Source organism: Streptococcus sp. HMSC071H03 (genome assembly GCF_001813035.1).
Classification (GTDB): Bacteria; Bacillota; Bacilli; order Lactobacillales; family Streptococcaceae; genus Streptococcus; species Streptococcus anginosus.
Window position 1 is genome coordinate 32,586 of the sequence record NZ_KV811176.1, and the last position, 24,922, is coordinate 57,507.

General features: G+C 40.0%; 20 protein-coding genes, 3 pseudogenes and 1 riboswitch. Of the genes and pseudogenes, 22 read left to right on the forward strand and 1 reads right to left on the reverse strand.

Annotated features, from left to right (window positions below):
* Positions 1–226 precede the first annotated feature (226 nt).
* From glmS to HMPREF2887_RS09805, 13 genes and pseudogenes are all read left to right on the forward strand, one after another.
* The gene (gene glmS / locus HMPREF2887_RS09745) at positions 227–2,041 is read left to right on the forward strand and encodes a glutamine--fructose-6-phosphate transaminase (isomerizing) (protein WP_003026983.1); all 1,815 of its coding nucleotides are present in this window, start codon (positions 227–229) and stop codon (positions 2,039–2,041) included.
* A gap of 343 nt (positions 2,042–2,384) precedes the next feature.
* Positions 2,385–4,518 (forward strand): annotated as a pseudogene (locus HMPREF2887_RS09750) (ATP-dependent Clp protease ATP-binding subunit).
* Between the two features lie 40 nt (positions 4,519–4,558).
* Positions 4,559–5,113: pseudogene (gene ulaG / locus HMPREF2887_RS09755) on the forward strand (L-ascorbate 6-phosphate lactonase); the annotation flags it as partial.
* A 110-nt stretch (positions 5,114–5,223) separates the two neighbouring features.
* A complete protein-coding gene (gene tkt / locus HMPREF2887_RS09760; protein ID WP_021001237.1) occupies positions 5,224–7,200 on the forward strand; it encodes a transketolase in 1,977 nt (658 codons plus the stop codon).
* A gap of 95 nt (positions 7,201–7,295) precedes the next feature.
* Entirely contained in the window at positions 7,296–7,784 is a 489-nt protein-coding gene (locus HMPREF2887_RS09765) for a prolyl-tRNA synthetase associated domain-containing protein (protein WP_003026974.1), read from the forward strand.
* Between the two features lie 102 nt (positions 7,785–7,886).
* Positions 7,887–8,225: a preprotein translocase subunit YajC gene (yajC, locus tag HMPREF2887_RS09770; protein WP_003026971.1), complete on the forward strand. Its 339-nt coding sequence runs from the start codon at positions 7,887–7,889 to the stop codon at positions 8,223–8,225.
* A 343-nt stretch (positions 8,226–8,568) separates the two neighbouring features.
* The gene (locus HMPREF2887_RS09775) at positions 8,569–9,318 is read left to right on the forward strand and encodes an isoprenyl transferase (protein WP_021001238.1); all 750 of its coding nucleotides are present in this window, start codon (positions 8,569–8,571) and stop codon (positions 9,316–9,318) included.
* 8 nt (positions 9,319–9,326) lie between these two features.
* Positions 9,327–10,130 carry a phosphatidate cytidylyltransferase gene (locus HMPREF2887_RS09780; protein WP_003026966.1) on the forward strand — a complete coding sequence of 268 codons (804 nt, stop codon included), beginning with the start codon at positions 9,327–9,329 and terminating at the stop codon, positions 10,128–10,130.
* A gap of 439 nt (positions 10,131–10,569) precedes the next feature.
* On the forward strand, positions 10,570–11,841 hold the full coding sequence (locus HMPREF2887_RS09785) for a M50 family metallopeptidase (protein WP_021001239.1): 1,272 nt from the start codon (positions 10,570–10,572) through the stop codon (positions 11,839–11,841).
* Between the two features lie 37 nt (positions 11,842–11,878).
* Positions 11,879–13,738, forward strand: a complete 1,860-nt coding sequence (locus HMPREF2887_RS09790) for a proline--tRNA ligase (RefSeq protein ID WP_021001240.1) — start codon at positions 11,879–11,881, stop codon at positions 13,736–13,738.
* Positions 13,739–14,003: 265 nt separating this feature from the next.
* Positions 14,004–14,642, forward strand: coding sequence for a hypothetical protein (locus HMPREF2887_RS09795; protein WP_003026958.1), 639 nt, complete (start codon positions 14,004–14,006; stop codon positions 14,640–14,642).
* A gap of 66 nt (positions 14,643–14,708) precedes the next feature.
* Positions 14,709–16,013: a bifunctional folylpolyglutamate synthase/dihydrofolate synthase gene (locus HMPREF2887_RS09800; RefSeq protein ID WP_003026955.1), complete on the forward strand. Its 1,305-nt coding sequence runs from the start codon at positions 14,709–14,711 to the stop codon at positions 16,011–16,013.
* Positions 16,014–16,067: 54 nt separating this feature from the next.
* Positions 16,068–16,157: riboswitch (THF riboswitch) on the forward strand.
* A gap of 33 nt (positions 16,158–16,190) precedes the next feature.
* Positions 16,191–16,751, forward strand: coding sequence for a folate family ECF transporter S component (locus tag HMPREF2887_RS09805; RefSeq protein ID WP_021001242.1), 561 nt, complete (start codon positions 16,191–16,193; stop codon positions 16,749–16,751).
* Positions 16,752–16,813: 62 nt separating this feature from the next.
* Here the strand turns inward: HMPREF2887_RS09805 and pepA are convergent, their stop codons facing one another.
* Positions 16,814–17,878 carry a glutamyl aminopeptidase gene (gene pepA, locus HMPREF2887_RS09810; RefSeq protein WP_021001243.1) on the reverse strand — a complete coding sequence of 355 codons (1,065 nt, stop codon included), beginning with the start codon at positions 17,876–17,878 and terminating at the stop codon, positions 16,814–16,816.
* A gap of 119 nt (positions 17,879–17,997) precedes the next feature.
* Between pepA and HMPREF2887_RS09815 the strand changes: the two genes are divergently transcribed.
* From HMPREF2887_RS09815 to HMPREF2887_RS09855, 9 genes and pseudogenes are all read left to right on the forward strand, one after another.
* A complete protein-coding gene (locus HMPREF2887_RS09815) occupies positions 17,998–18,285 on the forward strand; it encodes a DUF4651 domain-containing protein (RefSeq protein ID WP_003026945.1) in 288 nt (95 codons plus the stop codon).
* Entirely contained in the window at positions 18,282–18,599 is a 318-nt protein-coding gene (locus HMPREF2887_RS09820) for a thioredoxin family protein (RefSeq protein WP_003026942.1), read from the forward strand. Before HMPREF2887_RS09815 ends, HMPREF2887_RS09820 begins: the two co-directional genes overlap by 4 nt.
* A gap of 16 nt (positions 18,600–18,615) precedes the next feature.
* The gene (gene ytpR / locus HMPREF2887_RS09825; RefSeq protein WP_003026939.1) at positions 18,616–19,242 is read left to right on the forward strand and encodes a YtpR family tRNA-binding protein; all 627 of its coding nucleotides are present in this window, start codon (positions 18,616–18,618) and stop codon (positions 19,240–19,242) included.
* Between the two features lie 79 nt (positions 19,243–19,321).
* Positions 19,322–19,717: a single-stranded DNA-binding protein gene (locus HMPREF2887_RS09830; RefSeq protein WP_003026935.1), complete on the forward strand. Its 396-nt coding sequence runs from the start codon at positions 19,322–19,324 to the stop codon at positions 19,715–19,717.
* Between the two features lie 297 nt (positions 19,718–20,014).
* A complete protein-coding gene (locus tag HMPREF2887_RS09835) occupies positions 20,015–21,001 on the forward strand; it encodes a sugar ABC transporter substrate-binding protein (protein WP_003026932.1) in 987 nt (328 codons plus the stop codon).
* Entirely contained in the window at positions 21,001–22,314 is a 1,314-nt protein-coding gene (locus tag HMPREF2887_RS09840; RefSeq protein WP_084741158.1) for a sensor histidine kinase, read from the forward strand. The genes HMPREF2887_RS09835 and HMPREF2887_RS09840 overlap by 1 nt, the downstream gene beginning before the upstream one ends.
* Positions 22,307–22,990: a response regulator transcription factor gene (locus HMPREF2887_RS09845; RefSeq protein ID WP_003030916.1), complete on the forward strand. Its 684-nt coding sequence runs from the start codon at positions 22,307–22,309 to the stop codon at positions 22,988–22,990. Before HMPREF2887_RS09840 ends, HMPREF2887_RS09845 begins: the two co-directional genes overlap by 8 nt.
* A pseudogene (locus tag HMPREF2887_RS09850) lies at positions 22,987–24,272 on the forward strand (ABC transporter substrate-binding protein). Before HMPREF2887_RS09845 ends, HMPREF2887_RS09850 begins: the two are co-directional and overlap by 4 nt.
* Positions 24,273–24,468: 196 nt before the next feature.
* Positions 24,469–24,903 carry a PTS sugar transporter subunit IIA gene (locus tag HMPREF2887_RS09855; RefSeq protein ID WP_021001246.1) on the forward strand — a complete coding sequence of 145 codons (435 nt, stop codon included), beginning with the start codon at positions 24,469–24,471 and terminating at the stop codon, positions 24,901–24,903.
* The last annotated feature ends 19 nt before the right edge of the window (positions 24,904–24,922 follow it).

The following is a 24,922-nucleotide window of genomic DNA, read 5'->3' on the forward strand; positions in this document are numbered from 1 at the left end:
AAGATGTCTGAATCAACCGTACAGGTAGGAGAATGAGCTGTTTAAAAGTCTTTTGATTTCCTCTATACTTTCTTTTTGAACTATACCAATTTTCTTGTTGACAAATTCATAATAAAATTATATACTGACTTCGCTTGTTTTGGATAGTTATGATTAGACTATACCAATTTATAAAACGAAGGAGGAGATAGTAGACTTCTGAAAGTTGTTTGCTATAAATAATAGTATGTGTGGAATCGTTGGAGTTGTTGGAAATCGAAATGCAACAGATATTTTAATGCAAGGTCTAGAAAAATTAGAATACCGGGGTTATGATTCGGCTGGGATTTTTGTGACTAATGGGAAAACATCTAGTTTGGTGAAATCAGTTGGTCGCATAGCTGATCTTCGTGCAAAAATCGGGATTGACGTGGCTGGAACTGCTGGTATTGGACATACACGCTGGGCAACGCATGGAAAACCAAGCGAAAGCAATGCGCATCCGCATACTTCTCAAACGGGACGCTTTGTTTTGGTGCATAATGGTGTGATTGAAAATTATCTAGACATCAAGAACACTTATCTTGCTGGACATGACTTGAAAGGTCAAACGGATACAGAAATTGCGGTTCACTTGATTGGAAAATTTGTTGAGGAAGAGAATTTATCAGTTCTTGAAGCATTCAAAAAGGCTCTTCATATTATCGAAGGCTCTTATGCCTTTGCTTTGATGGATGCAGAAGATGCAGATACAGTTTATGTTGCCAAAAATAAATCCCCTCTTTTGGTTGGCTTAGGAGAAGGCTACAATATGGTCTGCTCGGATGCTATGGCAATGATCCGTGAAACAAGTGAATTTATGGAAATTCACGACAAAGAATTGGTTATTGTGACAAAAGACGGTGTCCAAGTGCAAGATTATGATGGCAATCCTGTTGAGCGTGAAAGTTATACAGCAGAGCTTGATTTGTCTGACATTGGTAAAGGCACTTATCCTTACTACATGTTGAAGGAAATTGATGAGCAACCAACCGTGATGCGTAAACTCATCCAAGCCTATACGGATGAGAATGAGCAAATTTCAGTAGATCCAGCTATTATCAAAGCTGTTCAAGAAGCCGATCGCTTGTATATTTTGGCGGCTGGAACTTCTTATCATGCTGGTTTTGCGACCAAGCGCATGCTGGAAGAATTGACAGACACACCGGTTGAATTGGGGATTTCTTCTGAATGGGGCTACAGATGGCCATTGCTTAGCAAGAAACCAATGTTTATCTTGATCAGCCAATCTGGCGAAACAGCCGACAGCCGTCAGGTTTTGGTCAAAGCTAATGCTATGGGAATTCCAAGTTTGACGGTGACCAATGTACCGGGTTCAACTTTGTCTCGTGAAGCGACTCACACGATGTTACTTCATGCAGGGCCAGAGATTGCAGTTGCTTCTACAAAAGCCTACACAGCACAAATTGCGACTCTAGCATTCCTTGCGAAAGCAGTTGGCGATGCCAATGGCAATGAAAAAGCAAAGCAGTTTGATTTAGTGCATGAATTATCCATTGTGGCGCAAGCCATTGAGGCTACGCTATCTGAAAAAGACAGTATTGACGAAAAAGTGCGTGATCTGCTCGCTACAACACGCAATGCTTTCTATATTGGTCGAGGGCAAGACTATTATGTTGCCATGGAAGCCAGCTTGAAATTAAAAGAAATTTCCTATATCCAGTGTGAAGGATTTGCTGCGGGAGAGTTAAAACATGGAACGATTTCCTTGATTGAAGACGGTACGCCAGTAATCGCCTTAATTTCGTCCGATGAGCAATTGGCCAGTCATACTCGTGGGAATGTATCAGAAGTGGTGGCGCGTGGTGCAAATGTCTTGACCGTTGTAGAAGAAAATGTAGCAAAAGAAGGAGACGATATTGTTTTAATGTCTGTTCATCCATATTTATCACCAATTTCTATGGTCGTGCCAACACAGTTGATTGCTTATTTTGCAACTTTGCATCGTGGACTTGACGTAGATAAACCACGGAATTTAGCTAAGTCTGTGACAGTTGAATAATACCTATGAAGAATCATCAAGTGTTGACTTGGTGATTTTTTGTTCCATTGAGATAAAGTAGAAGTCTGATTTTAAAAAATTATGTAAAATATAAAATTTTAAACTAGAAAGACTAATATTAAAGCAATTTTAAAAAATAAAAACGCAAAAATTATGTAAATTTTTTCTAAAAATCTATTGACTTTTTTGTTGTTGTAGTATATAATTACATTTGTAAACGGGAAGAAAGTCCGTTACACTCGCTCAAACAAGATGAAATTATTAGCTGTGTTCAGTTAAAAGGATTTCATCTCTATTTTGGGAGAGGATTAAAATTATGTAAAATAACAAATGAGGTACAGATATGAATAACAACTACAACAACTTTGATAATATGGATAATCTTTTCAATCAATTGATGGGAAGAATGGGCGGTTTTAATAGTGAAAATCGGCGTTATCTCATCAATGGACGTGAAGTAACACCAGAAGAATTTGCACAATACCGAGCAACGGGGAAACTGCCGAAACAAGCAGTAGAAAATCAAAATCCGCAAATGCAGGGACAAACAGGTGCTCCAAAACAAGATGGCATTTTAGCAAAATTGGGTCGCAATTTGACAGAAGAAGCGCGGCAAGATATGTTAGATCCCGTTATTGGGCGCAATAAGGAAATTCAAGAAACAGCTGAAATTCTGTCTCGTCGGACGAAGAATAATCCAGTGCTAGTCGGAGATGCTGGGGTTGGTAAGACCGCAGTTGTCGAAGGTTTGGCACAAGCGATTGTCAACGGCGATGTCCCTGCTGCTATTAAAAATAAGGAAATTATTTCTGTAGATATTTCTGGATTAGAAGCAGGTACGCAATATCGCGGTAGCTTTGAAGAAAATATTCAAAATTTGGTGTCTGAAGTGAAAGAAGCCGGCAATGTCATTCTCTTCTTTGATGAAATTCATCAAATCCTTGGTGCTGGAAGCACAGGTGGAGACAGCGGCTCTAAAGGTTTGGCAGACATTTTGAAACCAGCTCTTTCTCGCGGGGATTTAACTGTGATTGGTGCGACGACGCAAGATGAATACCGCAATACCATTTTGAAAAATGCGGCTTTGGCTCGCCGTTTCAATGAAGTAAAAGTAAATGCTCCGTCTGCAGAGGATACTTATAAGATTTTGCAAGGAATTCGTGATTTGTACGAAAAACACCACAATGTTATCTTGCCAGATGAAGTGTTAAAAGCGGCTGTGGATTATTCGATTCAATATATTCCGCAACGCAGTTTGCCAGATAAAGCAATTGACCTAGTGGATGTGACAGCGGCTCACTTAGCAGCTCAACACCCCGTTACAGATGTGCATGCAGTAGAACGTGAAATCGCAGAGCAAAAGGCCAAACAAGAAGCTGCTGTTGAAAAAGAAGATTTTGAAACGGCTTTGAATGCCAAGATGCGCATTGAAGAGCTGGAAAAGAAAATTGAAAATCATACGGAAGATATGAAAGTGACAGCGACTGTCAATGATGTGGCAGAGTCTGTAGAACGCATGACGGGTATTCCTGTTTCTCAAATGGGCAGCAGCGATATTGAGCGCTTGAAAGAGATGAATGCGCGCTTAAAGACCAAAGTCATTGGACAAAATGAAGCGGTTGAAGCGGTGGCACGTGCTATTCGGAGAAATCGTGCAGGTTTTGATGAAGGCAATCGTCCAATTGGTAGCTTCCTCTTTGTCGGACCAACTGGGGTCGGAAAAACAGAACTAGCAAAACAATTAGCGCTTGATATGTTCGGTACAAAAGACGCGATTATTCGTTTGGATATGTCTGAATACTCTGACCGCACGGCTGTGTCGAAGTTGATTGGTACAACAGCTGGCTATGTGGGCTACGACGACAATAGCAATACATTGACAGAACGTGTTCGTCGCAATCCATACTCGATCATTTTGCTGGACGAAATCGAAAAAGCTGATCCGCAAGTCATCACGCTGTTATTGCAAGTCTTGGACGATGGACGTTTGACAGACGGTCAAGGAAATACTGTCAACTTTTAAGAATACAGTTATTATTGCTACTTCTAACGCAGGATTTGGCTATGAAAGCTTTACTGGTGATGAGGAAAAGGATATGAAAATTATGGATCGGTTGAAACCATACTTCCGTCCAGAATTCTTGAACCGGTTCAATGCGGTTATTGAATTCTCACACCTTGGTAAGGAAGACTTGGCTGAAATTGTAGAATTGATGCTGGATGAAGTCAACCAAACGCTTGCTAAGAAAGACATCACTCTGACGGTAACAGATGCCGCAAAAGCTTATCTAGCAGAAGAAGGTTACGATGAAGTCATGGGTGTTCGTCCGCTTCGCCGTGTGATTGAACAACAAATCCGTGACAAAGTAACAGATTATCATCTGGATCATTTGGATGTGAAACATCTCTTAGCTGACCTGAAAGATGGTGAATTAGTCATTGAGGAAGCAACAGATGATTCAGCTACAAAAGCATAATTTTCCAGAGAAGTGGGCAGTTTCCTATGATTGTAGAACAGCTGTGGAATCCTTTGACCGGACCTGCTTAGTGACACTTCCAGTTGACGGTGCGGATGCTCGAGACGGTGAGCTGAAAGGGCTTGCTGTAACTGACGAAGAAATGGCGCGTAAGGCAGTTAACTACGTCTTTGAAACACCGGGCGGTACGATTTATCATGGTGCAGATTCGCACTTCTCAAATTATTTTGCCAAACACGGAAAAGATTTCAAGATTGATGTGGCTATTAATAACTATGGTGATAACCCAATCGGTATTCAAGATAAGATGACTTCGATTGATTTGCTTCGTATGGCTGAAAATCTGCGTGCCAAAGTTATTATTCCAGTTCATTATGATATTTGGTCTAACTTCATGGCTTCGACAGATGAGATTCTTGCCCTCTGGAAAATGCGCAAAGAGCGCTTGCAATACCAATTCCATCCATTCATTTGGGAAGTCGGTGGTAAATATACCTATCCGCAAGACAAAGACAGGATTGAATATCATCACCCACGTGGCTTTGATGATTGCTTTGAGCATGATTCAAACATTCAATTCAAGGCTTTACTATAAAAAATTAAGTGGGAATTATCCGTATACATTGCGATATGCGGATAATTTTCATATAATGATAGTGTAGAATAATTGCTACTGAAAGGGTAGTATTATAAAAGGAGAATTCAATGTCAAATTTATCTGTCAATGCCATTCGTTTTTTGGGAATTGATGCTATTGAAAAATCAAAATCTGGGCATCCAGGTGTTGTCATGGGTGCAGCACCGATGGCTTATGACTTGTTTACCAAGCAAATGCGTGTGAATCCAGAAGTACCAAATTGGTTCAATCGTGACCGTTTTATCTTGTCAGCAGGTCATGGGTCTATGTTGCTCTATGCACTTCTTCACTTGTCTGGTTTTCAAGATGTCACAATGGACGAAATCAAGAACTTCCGTCAATGGGGTTCTAAGACGCCTGGACATCCAGAATTTGGACACACGGCTGGTGTAGATGCGACCACTGGTCCACTTGGTCAAGGAATTTCTATGGCAACTGGTTTTGCGCAAGCAGAACGTTTCCTAGCTGCTAAGTATAACCGTGAAGGCTATACGATCTTTGACCACTATACGTATGTCATCTGTGGTGACGGGGACTTAATGGAAGGTGTGTCTGCTGAAGCAGCTTCTTATGCTGGACTGCAAAAGCTAGATAAGCTCATCGTTCTCTATGATTCAAACGACATCAATTTGGACGGAGAAACGAAAGATTCCTTTACAGAAAGTGTTCGTGACCGTTACAATGCTTACGGTTGGCACACAGCTTTGGTTAAAGACGGAACAGACTTGGAAGCGATCAATGCAGCGATTGAAGCCGCAAAAGTTTCTGGCAAACCTTCCTTGATTGAAGTCAAAACGGTCATTGGCTATGGCTCGCCAAATAAACAGGGAACCAATGCTGTTCATGGAGCTCCTCTTGGTGCAGAAGAAGCAGCCGCTACTCGCAAAGCTCTTGCTTGGGATTACGCACCATTTGAAATTCCAGAAGAAGTCTACGAAGATTATCGGGTTAATGTTGCAGAACGCGGCAAAGCTGCCTATGATGTTTGGGAAAAACTCGTTGAAGAATACAAACAAGCCTATCCTGACTTAGCTGATGAAGTTGCTGCCATTATTGCTGGAAAAGATCCAGTTGAGATCAAACCAGAAGATTTCCCAGTAAAAGAAACAGGTCTTTCACAAGCTACTCGTAATTCTAGCCAAGATGCTTTGAATGCTGCCGCAAAAGTTCTCCCAACTTTCCTTGGTGGCTCTGCTGACCTCGCTCATTCTAATATGACTTACATCAAAGAAGATGGCTTGCAAGATGATGCCCACCGTCTTAACCGCAATATTCAATTCGGTGTGCGTGAATTTGCTATGGGTACTATTTTGAATGGTATGGCACTTCACGGAGGACTTCGTGTTTATGGCGGTACGTTCTTTGTCTTCTCAGACTATGTTAAAGCGGCTGTTCGCTTATCAGCCCTTCAAGGCTTACCTGTGACTTATGTCTTTACGCATGACTCAATTGCAGTTGGTGAGGATGGTCCAACTCATGAACCAATTGAGCACTTAGCAGGTCTTCGTGCAATTCCAAACCTTAATGTCTTGCGCCCAGCAGATGCACGTGAAACACAGGCTGCTTGGTACTTGGCACTCAAGAGTCAAACAACTCCAACAGCTTTGGTTCTCACACGTCAAAACTTGACAGTTGAAGCTGGAACTGACTTTGACAAGGTGGCGAAAGGAGCTTATGTTGTATATGAAACAGCAAATGGTTTTGATACAATTCTTCTGGCATCTGGTTCTGAAGTTAACTTAGCTGTTGCAACTGCTAAAGAGTTGGAAGTACAAGGAGAAAAGGTTCGTGTTGTCAGCGTACCGTCAACAGACATCTTTGATGCACAAGACGCTGCTTACAAAGAAGAAATTTTACCAAATGCAGTTCGTCGCCGTGTTGCTATCGAAATGGCTGCAACCCAGTCTTGGTACAAATATGTCGGACTTGACGGAGCTGTTATCGGTATTGACAAATTCGGTGCTTCTGCCCCAGCTGCTAAGGTAATGGAAGAATATGGCTTCACCGTTGCTCATGTTGTAGAAGTTGTGAAAAATTTGAAATAGTAACTATCAAGAAGAACCGAGGCTTGCTTTGCTTCGGTTTTTCTAACTAGAAATGCTATAATGAAAATAGGAAATTTTATCTCGGAGGTGTGAAGATGACAAAGGAAAGTATGATTTATCAGCTGTTGGATGAATTGAAAATTTCTTATAATCGTCTGGATCATGAACCAATTTCTTCCGTTATTGAGGCAGCTGAAAAAGGAATTGTCTTACCGGGGCAACAGGTCAAAAATCTCTTTTTGAAAAATAAAAAGGGACGTCAATTTTATTTGGTCATTTTGCGGGACGAAAAAACGGCAGATATCAAGCATTTGGCAGAAATCCTTGATGAAAAACGATTATCATTTGCCAATGATAAGGAGCTGGAGGAGCTTTTACAGGTAGAGCCAGGTGCGGTTACACCCTTTGGGCTGCTTTTTGATAAGGAAAAGAAAGTCCAGCTGATTGTGGACGAGGAGGTTGATCCGAACTTGACCGTGGGTTTTCATCCTTTTGTCAATACAACAACGCTCAATATCGCTTATGCTGACTTTTTACGCTTTTTGGAAAAAGCAGAGCATACTGTCAAAAGAATTCGCTGCTAGTCAGGTTTAAGGAGGAATCCTTTTAGAAATTTCAGCCCTTCCTTGTAAATTCTTTAGGAATCTGCTATAGTAGATAATATATGAAATCTAAAGGAGACTAAAATGGGTAACGGTTTTTCAATTTTAATCATGTTGGTTGTGATGATGGGCTTGATGTTCTTCATGCAACGTTCTCAAAAGAAACAAGCAGACAAACGGATGGAAAGCTTGAACAAACTACAAAAAGGATATGAAGTCATTACGATTGGTGGCTTGTATGGTACGGTTGATGAAGTCGATACTGAAAAGAAAACAGTTGTCCTTGATGTAGACGGTGTTTACTTGACATTTGAATTAACAGCTATCAAGACCGTATTACCTCTCACAGAGGGAATCACAGCAGTTGCTGGTGCAGACGGAAGTGTTGATATGTCAGAAGATACAGCTATTGAAGAAGAATAGTAGTGTTTTAAGCTAGAAAAAGGGATTGGAGTTTCTCCAGTTCTTTTTATTTTTGTTTGAAAGGTTTCTTTTACAACTTTTAAGAATAATTCTTTTACTACTTTGACGTTGTCAATTAGCTATTTTGACGCCCAAGCTAACCAAGTAATAAATATTCCCTTAGCAGAATAGGAATTTAAAAAAGATAAAGCATTTAATTTTTATCGTAAAATAATGTGAAAAAGAAGTTGGAGCTAAAATTTTTATGTTTCGGCTTCTTTTTTATCTGAAATTTAGCATAAATCCCATTTTTAGAGGATTTATGATATAATGAAATGTAAAACTTTATTAGGAAAACAAGCAGATGTTTAGTTTTAAGAAAAAAGAAAAAATTGAAGTTCCGTTACAAATACCAAAACATATCGGTATTATTATGGACGGGAATGGTCGTTGGGCTAAAAAGAGAATGCAGCCGCGCGTTTTCGGACACAAGTCTGGAATGGAAGCTTTGCAAAACGTTACCATTGCAGCTAAAGAGTTGGGTGTCCAAGTATTGACGGTTTACGCTTTCTCCACAGAAAATTGGTCGCGTCCTGAAAAAGAAGTCAGCTTTATCATGAACTTGCCGGTTGAATTTTACGACCGTTATGTGCCTGAGTTGCATAGAAATAACGTAAAAATTCAAATGATTGGGGATACGGAGCGGCTGCCTAAGGCAACGTATGATGCGCTTTGCAAAGCAGAAGAATTAACGCGGCTCAACACAGGCTTGATTCTGAATTTTGCCTTGAATTATGGTGGTCGTGCTGAGATTGTTCAGGCGGTTAAAATGATTGCTCAAGATGTGTTAGACGCCAAGTTCAGTCCGGGCGAGATTGATGAAGAGATAATTGCCAATTATCTACAAACCAGCAGTCTACCTCGATTATTGCGCGATCCGGATTTGGTCATTCGAACGAGCGGAGAATTGCGTTTGAGTAATTTCTTACCTTGGCAAAGTGCATATAGTGAGCTGTATTTTACAGACATTTTATGGCCGGATTTTGATGAGAAAGCTTTGAAAGCAGCTATTGAAGAATATAGTAAACGAAATCGTCGATTTGGCGGTGTGTAGGAGAATTTATGGATAAGGATTTACAAAGACGTGTTATTTTTGGCGGAGTGGCACTTGCTATCTTCATTCCAGTTTTGATGATAGGAGGCGCTCTTCTGCAAATTGGAATGGGGCTTCTAGCCATGTTGGGTGTTCATGAATTGCTGCAAATGAAAGGGCTGAGAAGTACCACACTAGAAGGTGTCTTAGCCATGTTAGCAGGTTTTGTGCTGACGATTCCACTCGAAAACTATTTGAAATTTTTGCCGGTAGATGGAAATGTTGTGGCCTATAGTTTAGTTGTTTTTCTTCTATTAGGCTCAACTGTTCTAGGGAAAAATTACAGTTTTGAAGATGCGGCTTATCCAATCGCTGCGAGTTTTTACGTGGGAATTGGCTTCAATGCTTTGCTAGATGCACGGGTAGCTGGTTTTGACAAAGTGCTCTTAGCCTTGTTTATCGTCTGGGCAACGGATAGCGGAGCTTACTTGGTCGGACGGAGATATGGCGTACGTCGCTTAGCTCCTCATGTTTCACCAAATAAAACTGTTGAGGGCAGCCTAGGAGGCATTGCTTCAGCAGTCCTTGTAACATTTATTTTTATGTTGTTTGATAGAAACGTTGCCGCACCTCATCATATGTTTGTCATGCTTCTTTCCACAGTATTCTTTAGTATTGCAGGACAGTTTGGGGATTTGGTAGAAAGTGCGATTAAGCGCCATTTTGGAGTCAAAGATTCTGGTAAATTTATACCCGGACATGGTGGTGTGTTAGATCGTTTTGACAGCATGCTGTTTGTCTTTCCCTTGATGCATTTCTTTGGATTGTTCTAATGAGAATGGTAAAATGAAGTGGGACAGACTAACGTGATTGTTTTGTAATCACTCACAGAAAAATGAAATCTGAGAAGATGAGATAAAAAATCAATATTTCGCAAGAAGTTTATTTTGTTACTCCCCTCTGCACAGTTGACTAGGATAGTTGTTGTTCTTTCCCTAGTAAGGGATTAGAACTGCCACTCGACAGTGATTGATTGGCACTAAAGTACCTAATCAATTGTGCATAGGAACTCTAAATTGACTAAAGTTAACAGAGTTTCTCACCACTGCGTTTTGTTGTAAAAATAATATATTGTAAGAGTCTGGGGAGCGTTCATCCCAGTCTCTTTGTGAATGAACTTTATAAGGAAATCTTAAGCCGAGTGAAGTAATCTTGATTTGCTGGGTGCAATTCAGTAAGATGATCATGTCAGAAAGTAGAAAGGTTGGTGTAATGCAGTCTGGTATTATAGGAATTATCACCTTTATCATTGTTTTTGGAATTATTGTAGTTGTTCATGAGTTTGGACATTTCTATTTTGCGAAAAAATCGGGCATTTTGGTGCGGGAGTTTGCTATTGGAATGGGCCCGAAAATTTTTGCTCATATCGGAAAAGACGGTACGGCGTATACCATTCGGATGTTACCGCTGGGTGGCTATGTTCGTATGGCTGGTTGGGGCGAAGATTCGACCGAGATTAAAACCGGAACACCTGCTAGTTTGACTTTAAATGAAGCAGGTAAGGTCGTCCGAATCAACCTTTCGGGCAAGAAAATTGATCAAACCGCTTTGCCCATGAATGTGACAGGCTTTGATTTGGAAGATAAGCTTGAAATCACTGGTTTGGTACTAGATGAACAAAAGACCTATGCGGTTGACCATGACGCAACAATCGTAGAAGAAGACGGTACAGAGGTTCGGATTGCTCCGCTTGATGTGCAGTATCAAAATGCTAGTTTAGGTGGGCGCCTCATTACCAACTTTGCAGGACCGATGAACAATTTCATTTTGGGGATTGTAGCTTTTCTGTTGTTGATTTTCATGCAGGGTGGCGTTGCCAATCCCAATACAAATCACATTCGTGTCTTACAGGACGGTGCCTTGGCACAAGCTGGTGTAAAAAATAACGACCAGATTTTAAAAGTTGGTCAAGCAGAAATCAAGAATTGGTCGGATTTGACTCAAGCTGTTCAGTCTGAGACGAAAAACAGTAAAGGGCAGTCAGAACTAAATGTGACGGTTAAAAGCGGAAATATAGTTCGAGAGCTGACAGTTAAGCCTAAAAAAGAGCAAGGAAGATATCTATTAGGAGTGATGCCGGGCTTGAAATCAGATTTTCCGTCTATGATCGCGGGTGGGTTTAGCATGGCTTGGAACGCTAGTTTCCGCATCTTTGACGCTTTAAAAAATTTAATTTTCCACCCAGACATCAATAAACTAGGCGGTCCTGTGGCGATTTACAAAGCCAGTAGTGACGCTGCTAAAGGCGGAATTGAAAGTGTTATCGCTTTATTAGCTATGCTATCTCTAAATATTGGTATTTTTAATCTCATTCCTATCCCAGCGCTTGACGGTGGAAAGATTGTGCTCAATCTTCTTGAAGCCATTCGTCGCAAGCCATTGAAACAGGAAACAGAAACCTATGTCACGTTGGCAGGTGTCGCTGTTATGGTACTCCTAATGATTGCGGTGACCTGGAATGATATTATGAGAACCTTCTTTTAAAAGGTGAATTCTAAATAATAAATAAAAGGAAGAATTTATGAAACAAAGTAAAATGTTAATCCCAACACTACGTGAAATGCCTAGTGATGCACAAGTCATCAGTCATGCACTTATGCTGCGTGCGGGCTATGTCCGCCAAATTTCAGCAGGTGTTTACTCTTACTTACCATTGGCTAATCGCGTGATTGAAAAAGTAAAAAAAATCATGCGAGAAGAATTCGAAAAAATCGGTGCGGTCGAAATGTTAGCTCCAGCCCTCCTTAGTGCCGACCTTTGGCGTGAATCAGGTCGTTATGATACCTACGGTGAAGATCTTTATAAATTAAAAAATCGCGAAGGTTCAGATTTTATCTTGGGACCCACTCATGAAGAAACATTCACCGCAATTGTACGGGATTCTGTAAAATCTTATAAGCAATTACCGCTTAATCTTTATCAGATTCAGGCTAAATACCGTGATGAAAAGCGTCCTCGAAATGGCTTATTGCGGACACGTGAGTTTATCATGAAAGACGGTTATAGCTTCCATGCTAATTATGATAGCCTAGATGTGACTTACGATGAGTATAAGACGGCCTACGAGAATATTTTTACACGAAGTGAGGTTGATTTCAAAGGGATTATCGGTGACGGTGGTGCTATGGGTGGAAAGGATAGCCAAGAATTTATGGCCATTACACCTGACCGTATCGACCTTACGCGCTGGGTTGTTCTAGACAAGTCAGTCACTAGCTTTGATGAAATTCCGACAGACGTACAAGAAGCGATAAAAGAAGAATTGACGAGCTGGTTGGTGTCTGGTGAAGATACTGTTGTTTATTCGAGTGAGTCAGGATATGCTGCAAACCTTGAAATGGCAACAAATGAATACAAACCAAGCAATCGTGTTGTAGCAGAAGAGGAATTAACGCGTGTAGAAACCCCAGATTGCAAGTCAATTGATGAAGTCGCTGCTTTTCTTCATGTTGATGAAAGTCAAACAATCAAAACCTTGGTTTACATTGCTGACGAAAAGCCTATCGTGGCTCTGCTTGTCGGAAATGATCAACTGAATGAAGTGAAGTTGAAAAATTATTTGGGTGCTGATTTCTTTGAACCGGCAAGCGAAGAAGAAGTTCGTGAACTGTTTGGTGCAAACTTTGGTTCTCTTGGACCCGTTCATCTTCCAGAAAATGTTCAAATCATCGCAGATCGCAAGGTGGAGGACGTTCGCAATGCAGTTGTTGGTGCGAATGAAGACGGTTATCATTTGACAGGTGTCAATCCAGGGCGAGACTTCACAGCAGAATATGTAGATATTCGCGAGGTGCGTGAAGGAGAAGTTTCACCAGACGGACAAGGCGTTTTGAAATTTGCACGCGGCATTGAAATTGGACATATCTTTAAATTAGGAACTCGTTATTCAGAAAGCATGAATGCGACTGTTTTAGATGAAAATGGTCGTGCAGTTCCTGTCGTAATGGGCTGCTATGGTATTGGTGTCAGTCGCCTCTTATCAGCTGTTATGGAGCAACACGCTCGTCTCTTTGTCAATAAGACACCAAAAGGAGATTATCGCTATGTCTGGGGAATCAATTTTCCGAAAGAATTAGCACCATTTGATGTGCATCTAATCCCTGTAAATGTCAAAGATGAAGAAGCTCTTGCTTTGACAGAACAACTAGAAGCGGAGCTGCTCAAAGCTGGCTACGAGGTCTTGACAGATGATCGTAATGAACGCGCTGGTGTGAAATTCAGCGATAGTGACTTGATTGGCCTACCAATCCGTGTGACGATCGGGAAAAAAGCTGCTGACCGCATCGTTGAAGTCAAAATTAAAGCGACAGGTGATACCATTGAAGTGCATGTTGACAATCTTCTTGAAACACTTGCAATTTTAACGAAGGAAGATAAATAAATAGATCTAAAACAAGAGCTAAATTATCATTCAAAAAACAGGAAAAATCTTAATTGGAGACAATCCAAAAGAGATTTTGCCTGTTTTTTTGAGTTGGTACTTTGCATTGACTTGTTGGTGTGGGACAAAGAAGGACTGTTGAGGGAAATGTATTTTATTTTGCTTTCATTTTTTACTATTTGAAGATAAAAAATAACTTTTTAGGGCATCTTCTGAGGAAACCTTTGAAATATTTTATACTAAAAAGGTAGAAAAAGGAGTTGAAATGAGAAAGATAAAAAATATTCTTCAAATGAGTTTGCTAATCGTTCTGACACAGATTGCCTTGGTATTGCTGACGACGCCGTTGTCCAAAACATTGACCTTTCAGCAGTCAAGTTTTGTATTTTTGTTCATTCTATTTTCTTGTGGCTTGCTTTATTTTCGCTATTTTTCCAGAGAGTTAACAGATTTTAAATCAGAAATCTTAACGGCTCGTTATTGGCCTCTACTGCGATTATCTTATCTCATGATGGTGTTTATCAATGCGATAGGAGTTTATCTGATGATTTTAGAAGGGGCGGCAACTGTTTCAGAAAGTCAACAATTATTTATGAGCCTATTCATCCACTCCTCTCTTTTTTTGTTGGGTGTTGATGTGATAGCTCTGGTGCCTGAAGTATGGTCATTTATTATTCATTTTTTAGTTTCAAAAGACCAAGCACGAACGAGTTTTGTGATAGGGAGTTTGTTATTTATCCTTTTACGAAATCCAGCTGACTTGGCTTGTTTTATCGTTTATACGGGCTTAGGGTTTCTGTTTTCGCTCTTTATTCCCAAGCCGCTTCCTCGTTTGGAATTCTCTGTTTTCAGTCATTTGGTGCGCAATAGCTTTTCTCTTCTTTTCTTGATCATTTTTTGGTAAATTCCTTTTGTAGAAATCCCACTTCTATGATAAAATGAGAGCATTATAGATTGGATGAGAAGGACAATGATACAAAAGGAAGAACAGTTAGGATGGTTGCACCAATACCAAACAAAAGAGCCGCATTTAGGCTTAGAACGAGTAAGACGACTATTAGCATTGCGAGGTAATCCTCATTTACAAATCTCGGTCATTCACATTGCAGGTACCAATGGAAAAGGCTCAACGATTGCGCATTTACGTCAGCTATTGCAAGTAAAGAAGTTGTGTGTTGGAACATTTACATCGCCTTATCTTACTCATTATAATGAGCAAATTGCAGTCAATGGCTTGCCTATTTCAGACGAAGACTTTTATTCTTTATTGCAATCTTATCAAGAGTTATTAAAAAAGCAGGCAGATGATACGATATTGCAGGAAATAACAGAGTTTGAGATTATCACAGCATTGGCTTATGATTATTTCTGCCAGCAAGAGGTAGATGTGGTCATAATGGAAGTAGGTCTGGGTGGTTTATTGGATAGTACTAATGTGTGTCAACCGGATTTGACAGCTATTACGACAATCGGACTAGATCACATGGCTATTTTAGGTACCACACTGGCAGACATTGCAGTGCAAAAGGCAGGTATTATCAAAGAGAGGGTACCAGTGGTGACAGGCAAGATTTCTTCAGAAGCACTGGCAGTTATTCACACTATTGCTCAGCAACATCAGGCTTCTCATGTCCGCTATGGGAAAGATTATCAGGTGGAGTCTGTGCAAGTTTTAGAAGAGGGAGAAAACTTCCTCTTTTCCAATGCCTTTCGGCAGAAAGAAGACTATCAAACTGTTCTTTTGGGCATTCATCAGGTTGAAAATGCGGGACTGGCGATTGAACTGTGTGATCAATATTGCAGCGTGAAAGGTTTATCATTGTTGAGTGAAAATGAGGTGCGACGGGCATTGAAACGAACGTATTGGCCTGCTCGCTTGGAGAAAATTACAAATGCACCGTTGATTTTGCTAGATGGTGCGCACAATCCTCATGCAATGAAAGCTCTGATAGCTTCCCTAGAAAGCTATTTCCCAGATTATCAAAAGCACATTTTATTTTCTTGTATTCAGACCAAGGTCTTGGATGAAATGGTTGCTTTGTTAAAAACTGTTTCCAAATCTCAATTATTTCTCACTACATTTGAGGATTCACGGAGTTTTTCAACAGAAGAAATGCAAGGTTTGGCAAAGCGAGAAAAGTTAGCATATGTAGAGTGGTTGCCTTATTTGGAGCAATACAAAAAAGTCAAGCATGGAGAGAGAGAGCTGCTGCTCATCACAGGCTCTCTCTATTTCCTTGCAAATGTGAGAAAATATCTAATAAGCGATAGGTAAAAGGAGGTTTTCTAAATAGTTAAAATGTGATAGAATGAAAGAGCAATTCATTTGCACAGAGTAAGTGGTCTGCGTTAAGTGTGTATGGATGGGATGTTGCCATACAACGAAACATTTGTGCGGTAGACCATTGCATCCGCTGTCATTTTGACGGCTCCCGAAAGAAAAGGAGCGAATATGAGAAAAAACTCGCCTAAGTTGTCGGTGCAACTTTTGGTTGCCCTTGCTATGATTGTAGCTCTCTGCTTTGTCTTAGAGAAGTTTTCAATCTTTGTCATCCCTCGTTTGTTGAAGCTGAGCCCAGCTTTCATTGGTTATACCCTTATGGGAAGTGTCGCTGGTCCGATTTTATCTGGTCTGGTTTCTGCCGTATATGATATGCTTTCCTTTTTCTTTTTGAGTCAGGGGCAACCATTCATTATCTGGTTTACATTGATTGAAGCCTTGCAAGGTATTCTCTATGGTTATTTCTTTTATGGCAAAGAATTACGATTTGAACGGAAGAAAGACTGGCTTTGGGTGACACTAGCAACTGTCGCTGTTATGGGAGTAGGGACCTTTACCTTAACGCCCTTAGCTCTCCATTTACAATATGGAGTACCCTTTGTTGCACTATACGCTACTCGGGCATGGTCTGTTTTTGAAATTCCTTTACGAGTAGTTGTGACAATGCTCATTGTCCCACAGTTGCAACGAATCCCCGAATTACGTAAGTTAATGGGATTAAACAATAAGTGAAAAAACGAGAGCAGAAAAAGGCTGAGACATCACTGTCTACAGCCTTTTCAAATATGCATTTTTTAATAGTTTTTTATCAAATCAACGGTTGAACGATCCAATTTCTTAACAAGAGCTTGTAAGAAAGCTTGAGCTTGTAGAAAGTCGTCCATTGCGTAGAGTGTTTGATGAGAGTGGATGTAACGTGCGCAGACACCGATTGTTGTAGAAGGCACACCACCGTTTTTGAGATGAGCGGCGCCGGCATCAGTTCCACCTTTGCCACAGTAGTATTGATACTTGATGCCTGCTTCTTCTGCCGTTGTTAGAAGGAAATCTTTCATATTTGGCAACATGAGGTGACCTGGGTCAAAGAAACGAATCAGAGTCCCTTCTCCAATAGCTCCTTGATCTCCGTAAATGTCGCCAGCAGGCGAACAGTCCACCGCAAGGAAAACTTCTGGGTCAAATTTAGTCGTTGAAACATGAGCACCACGCAAGCCAACTTCTTCTTGGACGTTTGCCCCAACATAGAGTTCGTTGTCAAGTTTTTGTCCAGAAAGTGCCTGAACCAGTTCACTTACCATGAGGACGCCGTAACGATTATCCCAAGCTTTAGAAATGACATTTTTGCCGTTGACTGTGAGGATAGCGGAACTGTCTGGCACAATCGTGTCACCGGGACGAATCCCGTAGCTTTCAGCTTCCGCTTTATCAGCAAACCCACCGTCAAAAACGATGTCTTCAATCCTTGGTAGACTTGGTCCACCTGTTCCACGTGTCAAATGCGGTGGAATGGAGCCTGAAATAACAGGAATTTCGTCTCCTGTATGAGTAAATAATTTAAAGCGTTGGCTGCTGACAACCAGTGGATTCCAACCTCCGATTTGAACGACTCGGAAAGTTCCGTCGGGTTTGATTTCACTCACCATGAAGCCAACTTCATCCATGTGGGCAGCTACTAAGACACGCGGTGCATCAACAGTTTCTGAATGTTTCACTCCAAAAATGCCTCCTAAGCCGTCAGTTATGACTTCGTCTACATGAGGAGTGATTTTTTTACGCAAATAATTGCGAACAGGCGCTTCATGCCCTGAAACGGCAGCAATTTCTGTTACTTCTTTGATTTTTGAAAATAATTCTGACATCATTAACCTTCTTTCTGTTCTTATTTTATCATTTTCTATCATAGTTGGGTAGCATTCAAAGATAAAAAACAGTAGTGTTTCGATTTGTCCCAATTTATCTTTTGTGTTAAAATATTGTCATGAAAGCTAAAAAGATTCTATTAACAACGGCTGCACTTGCGGGAGTAGGGATTGCAGCTTATGCGACTAAAAAAACGTTGGACGAACGAAAAGAAGCTGAGTGGCGTGAGCAATTAGTTGCTGAAATTCGGAAAAGTTTGTCTGAGCTAGGCGATATTGCCACACTATATGTGCAATTATACAAGTCAGATGAGCATCGATTGGTTGGTGGTGTGGTGTATGAAGATAATCGACACCTCACATTTGTGTATGAAAACGGTGAATTGACCTATGAGGAAGAACAATGATGATTCCAGCAAATATAGAAGAATTGGCATCATTTGTGAAACGCGAAGGAAAGATTGTGTTCTTTTTCACAGCCGAGTGGTGTGGAGATTGTCGTTTTATTAAACCTTTTTTGCCTGAGATTGAAGCAGAAAATCCTGATTTTACCTTTGTTGAGGTCAATCGTGACGATTATATGGAAGTTGCCAAAAAGTGGGATGTGTATGGGATTCCTAGCCTAGTAGTCCTAGAAAATGGACAAGAATTTGGTCGTTTTGTTAATCGCGAGCGAAAAACGAAGACGCAAATCAATGAATTTTTAGCCCAGTTAAACTGAACATATAGGAGAAATAATGATTTTTACATATAATAAAGAGCACGTTGGAGACGTGCTGATGGTGATTGTTGCAGACGGTCAAGGAGTTAAGTTAGCTGCTGAACGCAAGGGAAACGTAGCGCGTATTTATCGTTTGGACAATGGAGAAACAGTTGCTTGGAATATTTTTCAGGTTTCTAATCTTTTTAATATTACCGAACGTGGGCAAGTTTTTCTGACAGATGAAGAAATTTCAATTCTGAATCAAGAATTGAGCCAAGCAGGTTTTGAACCAGAATTAGTCAATGATCTTTCCCCAAAATTTGTAGTAGGTGAAATTGTGGAAATGGTAGCTCATCCAGATAGTGATCACCTTAATATTTGTCAAGTAAAAGTAGCAGCAGATAAAGTGGTTCAAATCGTAGCAGGTGCGCCTAATGCTAAAGTAGGTCTCAAGACGATTGTGGCGCTTCCGGGTGCTATGATGCCAAAAGGAAACTTGATTTTTCCTGGTGAGTTGCGTGGAGAAAAGAGTTTTGGTATGATGTGCAGCCCTCGTGAATTACAATTGCCCAATGCTCCGCAAAAACGTGGGATTATTGAATTAGCAAGTTCAGAAGTAGTAGGAACAGCCTTTGATCCAGCTAAGCATTGGCAAGGGTAAGCAATAAATTAGTTTTTAATCGTGAATTTTCACGATTTTTTCTTTTCTCTTACGAATAAATAGTTAGGAGGAAAGCAAAATGTATAATAAAGTAATTTTAATCGGTCGCTTGGTGAATACACCAGAGTTAAACAAAACAGCTAATGATAAATCTGTGGCGCGTGCAACCCTTGCTGTCAATCGTCGCTACAAAGGGCAAAATGGCGAACGAGAAGCAGACTTCGTCAATGTCGTTGTTTGGGGCAAGTTAGCTGAAACCTTAGCAAGTTATGCAAGTAAAGGTAGCTTGATTTCGCTAGATGGTGAACTTCGCACTCGCCGCTATGAGAAGGACAATGTTACCCACTATGTTACAGAAGTACTTTGCAATGGCTTTCAGCTATTAGAAAGCCGTGCACAGCGAGCTCTTCGTGAGAATAATGCTGGTGCAGATTTGGCAGACTTGGTTCTGGAAGAAGAGGAATTGCCATTTTAATAAAGACAAGCTAGGCTGGACAACATCCAGTCTAGCTTGTCTCTAGTCAGCGAAAAAGTCAACATTTTATGCTTTCAACAAAGTACGAATAACATGCGCAAGATAGAAGTTAACAGTCTGAGAAGGTATTGTTTTTGATTTCAATTTGAGCTTAAAAACAAGAAAGTGAGGGGAATTTTTCAAGTTTCTTACACTGCTTTTTCTTGACGAGGTTTTGCTTTTTTGTATAAATATAATATAATAAATCTAGATAAAACAGAGTTTTCTGTTTGAGACTGGTGTTAATAAGGAGAAAAAATGGGAGTAGGTAAGGGAAAAAAGCAATGTCGCTATTATCGTAAATATCTATTATTTTCTCTGTTTGTCCTTGTATTGGCTGGCTTAGTTTTCCTCTATGTAAAAGGGAATTCATCAGATAGCAAGCAAGTCAAGATAGGAGCGACCTATATGACGATGAACAATGATTTTTATAAAACCTTAAATGCTGAAATTGAGAAAAAAACCAATCAACAAGGAAGTCGACTTTATGTGCGGGACCCAGAATTAGACGAAGACAAGCAAAGTCAGCAGATTGATTATTTTGTTCAAGAAAGAGTAAATGTGATTGTTATAAACCCAGTTAAGAGTGACAGTCCAAAGATTCTGACTTCTTTAAATAAAGCCAGAAAAGCGGGAATCAAGATTATTGTTGTGGATGCACCTGTTAGCAAAGATGCTAAAGTTGATACTACTATTGTATCAGACAATTATCAAGCCGGTGTGTTGATAGCAAACGATATGATGAAACGATTGTCAAGTGCGAAGATTTTACTATTGGAACATCATAACGCTGTGTCTGCGATGGACCGAATTCAAGGATTTTTAGACACGATTAAAGGGCATCCTGCTTATCAGGTGGTCTCTGAGCGAGAGACATTGGGGCAAACAGAAGAAAGTATGCCTCAAGTAAAAAAAGCCCTGAATGAAGGGATGCAATTTAATGTGGTCATGTCTTTAAATGATCGTGCAGCTATCGGAGCTCTTGCGGCTATAAAAGATCAAGGTGTGACAGACAAGATTGCAATCTATGGCGTAGATGGCTCACCTGATATTAAAAATTTCTTGGCAAATACCAATGATATTCAAGGGACGGTTGCTCAGTCTCCGATTCAAATGGGCAGAAAGGTGACAGAAGTGATTGAGCGCATGATGAAACATCAAGCTTACAAAGAGGAATATCTCATTCCTGTTCATTTAGTAAATAAAGAGAATATCGCTCAATATACAATTACAGGGTGGCAATAATGAGACAAAATAAAAGTATTTTTTATAGCAAGATTGCTTTAATGGTCATCAATTTTATTGCCATTGTTTATAATGCCTCTATTTATCTTTTTGCAACGAATTATGTAGTGGCAAAAGGATATGCTCATTCACTGTTAGGACGTTTAGATGCTATACCAGGATCGCCGAGTTTTAGCTTTTGGATGTCTATTGCTTTTTATGCTTGCTTATTGTTGGTTTTTTATTACCGTGAGAAGCATCCAAATCAGCTATCCGTTTATGATAAAGTAACTATTATTGAGATTTTGCTGATGTTAGTTATCTTTTCTGTCTTGCATTCTTCTTATAATGGTCTGATTCTCTTAGTTTTTGCAGATATTTTTTATGGTTCCAAAGAATTTAACACCTCAAAAGATCGGAAATACTGGTTTTCCTTTATCATTTTGAGTTTTACCATGTTGCTCTTATCCAACTATGATTTAATGTCGCTTTTTGTCAAATTGCCTTCGTTAGATACCTGCATTCGCTTTTGTCCAGAATCGATTCGCATGGCTCTCCTTTTTGGAAAGAATTTTCTCTTTTCACTGAATCTAGTTGTCTTTATGATTTCTCTACTATTCTATATTTTATCTGCGATGACCGAAAAACATCATATTGAAGAAGAATTGCGGATGGCGGCACAAGCCAATCGCGAGTTGAATAGTTATTTAGCCTTATCTGAAAAAATTGCGGAAGACCGTGAAAGAAAGCGGATTGCCAGAGAAATCCATGATACATTAGGGCATGCTTTGACAGGAATTTCAGCTGGGATTGATGCGGTTAAAGTATTGGTGGATATTGACAAAAATCGTGCTAAGGAGCAGTTGGAAAATGTTTCTGTGGTTGTGCGAGACGGTATCCGCGATGTGCGAGGCTCGCTCAATAAAATGCGTCCTGGCGCTCTAGAAAACAATAGTTTAAAAGAAGCACTGCTTAAAATTATTCGAGAGTACGAAGCCATTTCTAATTTAGAAATCCATTTTCTCTATGAATGGGACACGATTGATTTGGATGTTGCAAAAGAAGATATTGTCTTTCGGGTGATTCAAGAATCCATTACAAATTCGGTGCGGCATGGACACGCCAAGACGATTTGGATTGAATTATTGGAAAAAGAAAATTATATCATGACCATTCAAGATGACGGGGTCGGCTTTGACGAGCTTCACTATGGTTATGGTCTCAAACAAATGCAGGAGCGTTTGGCGATTATTGGTGGGAGTGTTCATTTTGAAAATCGCAACGGTTTCTATACTCATATTGAAATTCCGAAAATAGGAGGAAAGAATGATTAAAGTTTTAATTGCAGATGATCAAGCCTTGATTCGTGAGTCTTTACAAATTATTTTATCGGCTCATTCAGATATTGAAGTGGTGGGAACAGTCGGTGACGGTAAGGAAGTGCTCGAAAAACTTCACCATATACATCCAGATGTGATTTTGATGGACATTCGAATGCCTGTTATGGATGGCGTTCTCTGTACAAAAGCGGTCAAGGAGCACTATCCAGATATCAAAATTATCATTTTAACAACTTTTGATGACGATGATTTCATTTTTTCAGCATTGAAATACGGAGCTTCTGGTTACATTTTAAAAGGAGTTTCTACTGAAGAATTGTATCAAGCTATTCAAACGGTTCACAAAGGCGGAGCTATGATTAATCCGAACATTGCTAGCAAAGTGTTTAAAATCTTTTCACAAATGGCGCAGTCGAATTTTGCAATTTCTGTTGCGGAAGAAAATGTAGAAGACATGAGTCAGACTGAGTGGAAGATTATTCAGCAGATTGGCTTTGGAGTATCAAACAAGGAAATTGCAGCGAAGTTGTTCTTGTCTGAAGGGACAGTGCGGAATTACTTGTCAGGCATTCTGACGAAATTAAATTTGCGAGATCGCACGCAATTAGCTATTTGGGCTGTGCAGACAGGTGTTACCCAACGTGATTTTAGTAAGGACAATGACAAATGAAGTGGCGGATGAGGTATTTGACGATGTTCATCTCGGCTCTCCTTTTAGTGCCCCTTAGCTTTGTTTTATGGACATCTACTCAGAAGAAAATGTTGCGAATTGGAGTGTATGCAGGCAGCAGCTGGGATGTCCCAAATAGCCGTGAAAATAGAATATTAGACAATATTATTCGACAATTTGAAAAGTCACATTCACAAGTTAGAGTGGTCTATGAGAGTGGTATTCCTAAGAAAGATTACGACGGCTGGCTAGCTGAAAAAATTTTAAAAGGTGAACAGCCAGATGTGTTTATGGTTCCTGAAAATGATTTTTCGATGTTAGCGGCTTCTGGTGCCTTCAAATCCTTAGATTCTTTGCTCAGTAAAAAGACGTTGCAGCTTACTATCCGGTTTCTTACCAAGCAGGACTATATCAAGGGCATAGCTATGCTTTACCGATTGAAAGCAATCCTGTCATGATGTGTGTCAATAAGGATTTACTGGAAAAGGAAGGAGTTTCGATTCCTGACTCTAATTGGACTTTAGAAGACTTGTATGCGATTTGTCAAAAAGTCACAAAGGACACAAACGGGGACGGTCTGATTGACCAGTATGGTATTACGGATTATACCTGGAAGCAGGCCTTAGTAGCTTATAATGGTCATCTGAGAAATCAAAGTGGTGTCAATGTTGATAGCGCAGAAATGCATCAGGCACTCTCCTTTATCAGTAAATTGGATTCATTAAATCAACGGTACAAGGTAACGTCAAATGATTTTGATGAAGGTAAGGTCGCCTTTTATCCAATGAGTTTGGCTCAATATCGAACCTACAAACCCTATCCCTACCATGTGGCAAAATATTCTAGATTTTCTTGGACCTGCATTCCTATGCCGGCCGCTAAAGCGGGCATTCCTGCGACCCAAGTGAAAACATCTCTTTTTGCTATGTCTTCAAAGACAAAACAGGATAAATTAGCTTGGGAATTTATGAAATTATTGTGTCAAAATCAAAAAAATCAGCAAGAACTATTTGAAAAGTCGCAGGGGACATCAGTCTTGTTATCAGTTGTTAAAAGCAGTCAGACGAAAAAGATTTTACAGGCAGATGACTTTGGACTGGATTCGCTGACATCGCAACGACTGGATCATATGATGAAGCATTCGGTGTTAGATATTAGCAGAGACTTAGATTATCATTCTTTGGAACGCCTAGATTATTTACTAGGAAATGCTCTCAAAAACAATGAAATAGACAGTATCTTACCAAGCATTCAAAGGGAAATAGAAGAAACAGGCAAATAGAGATTTAACGAAGAATAAATATCAAAATAGTCAGATGAGAGATTGAGCTCAAAGCTGCCTATTTTTCTTTTGAAAAACTATATGACATTTGTCATATTTTAACTAACAAATGTCATCTTTACAAAGTGACATTTGACAATGTGAAACCGGTTCCAGATTTAGTAAAATAAGGCTAGGAAATGAAGGAGGAAAGAACATGAAATATCTAGTACTAGTCAGTCATGGTGGACTAGCAGAAGGTGTGCAAAGCTCTTTGAGGATGTTCGCTGGGGATAAGACCGACCAAGTCATTGCAGTAGGTCTGAAAGAGGGCAAATCCGTTGATGATTTCGCTCTTGACTTTCGTCAAGCGTTAGCAAATCTGGGAACAGAAGATACGGTTTTGGTATTAGCAGATATTGTCGGAGGAAGCCCTTTGACAACAGCTTGCAATGTTTTATCAGAACTTGGCAAGTTAAACACTGCAGTCGTACTTGGTGGTCTCAATTTGACAATGGCACTCACAGGCTTAGTGATGAAAGATATGTTGGAAGGAAAAGAATTGGCACAAGCCATTCTCTCAGAAGCATCCGCAGCGCTGCAAAAATTTGATGTAGTTGCTAGTGACGAAGAGGATGAAGACGATATTTAAAAAAGATTAAAAAGGAGAT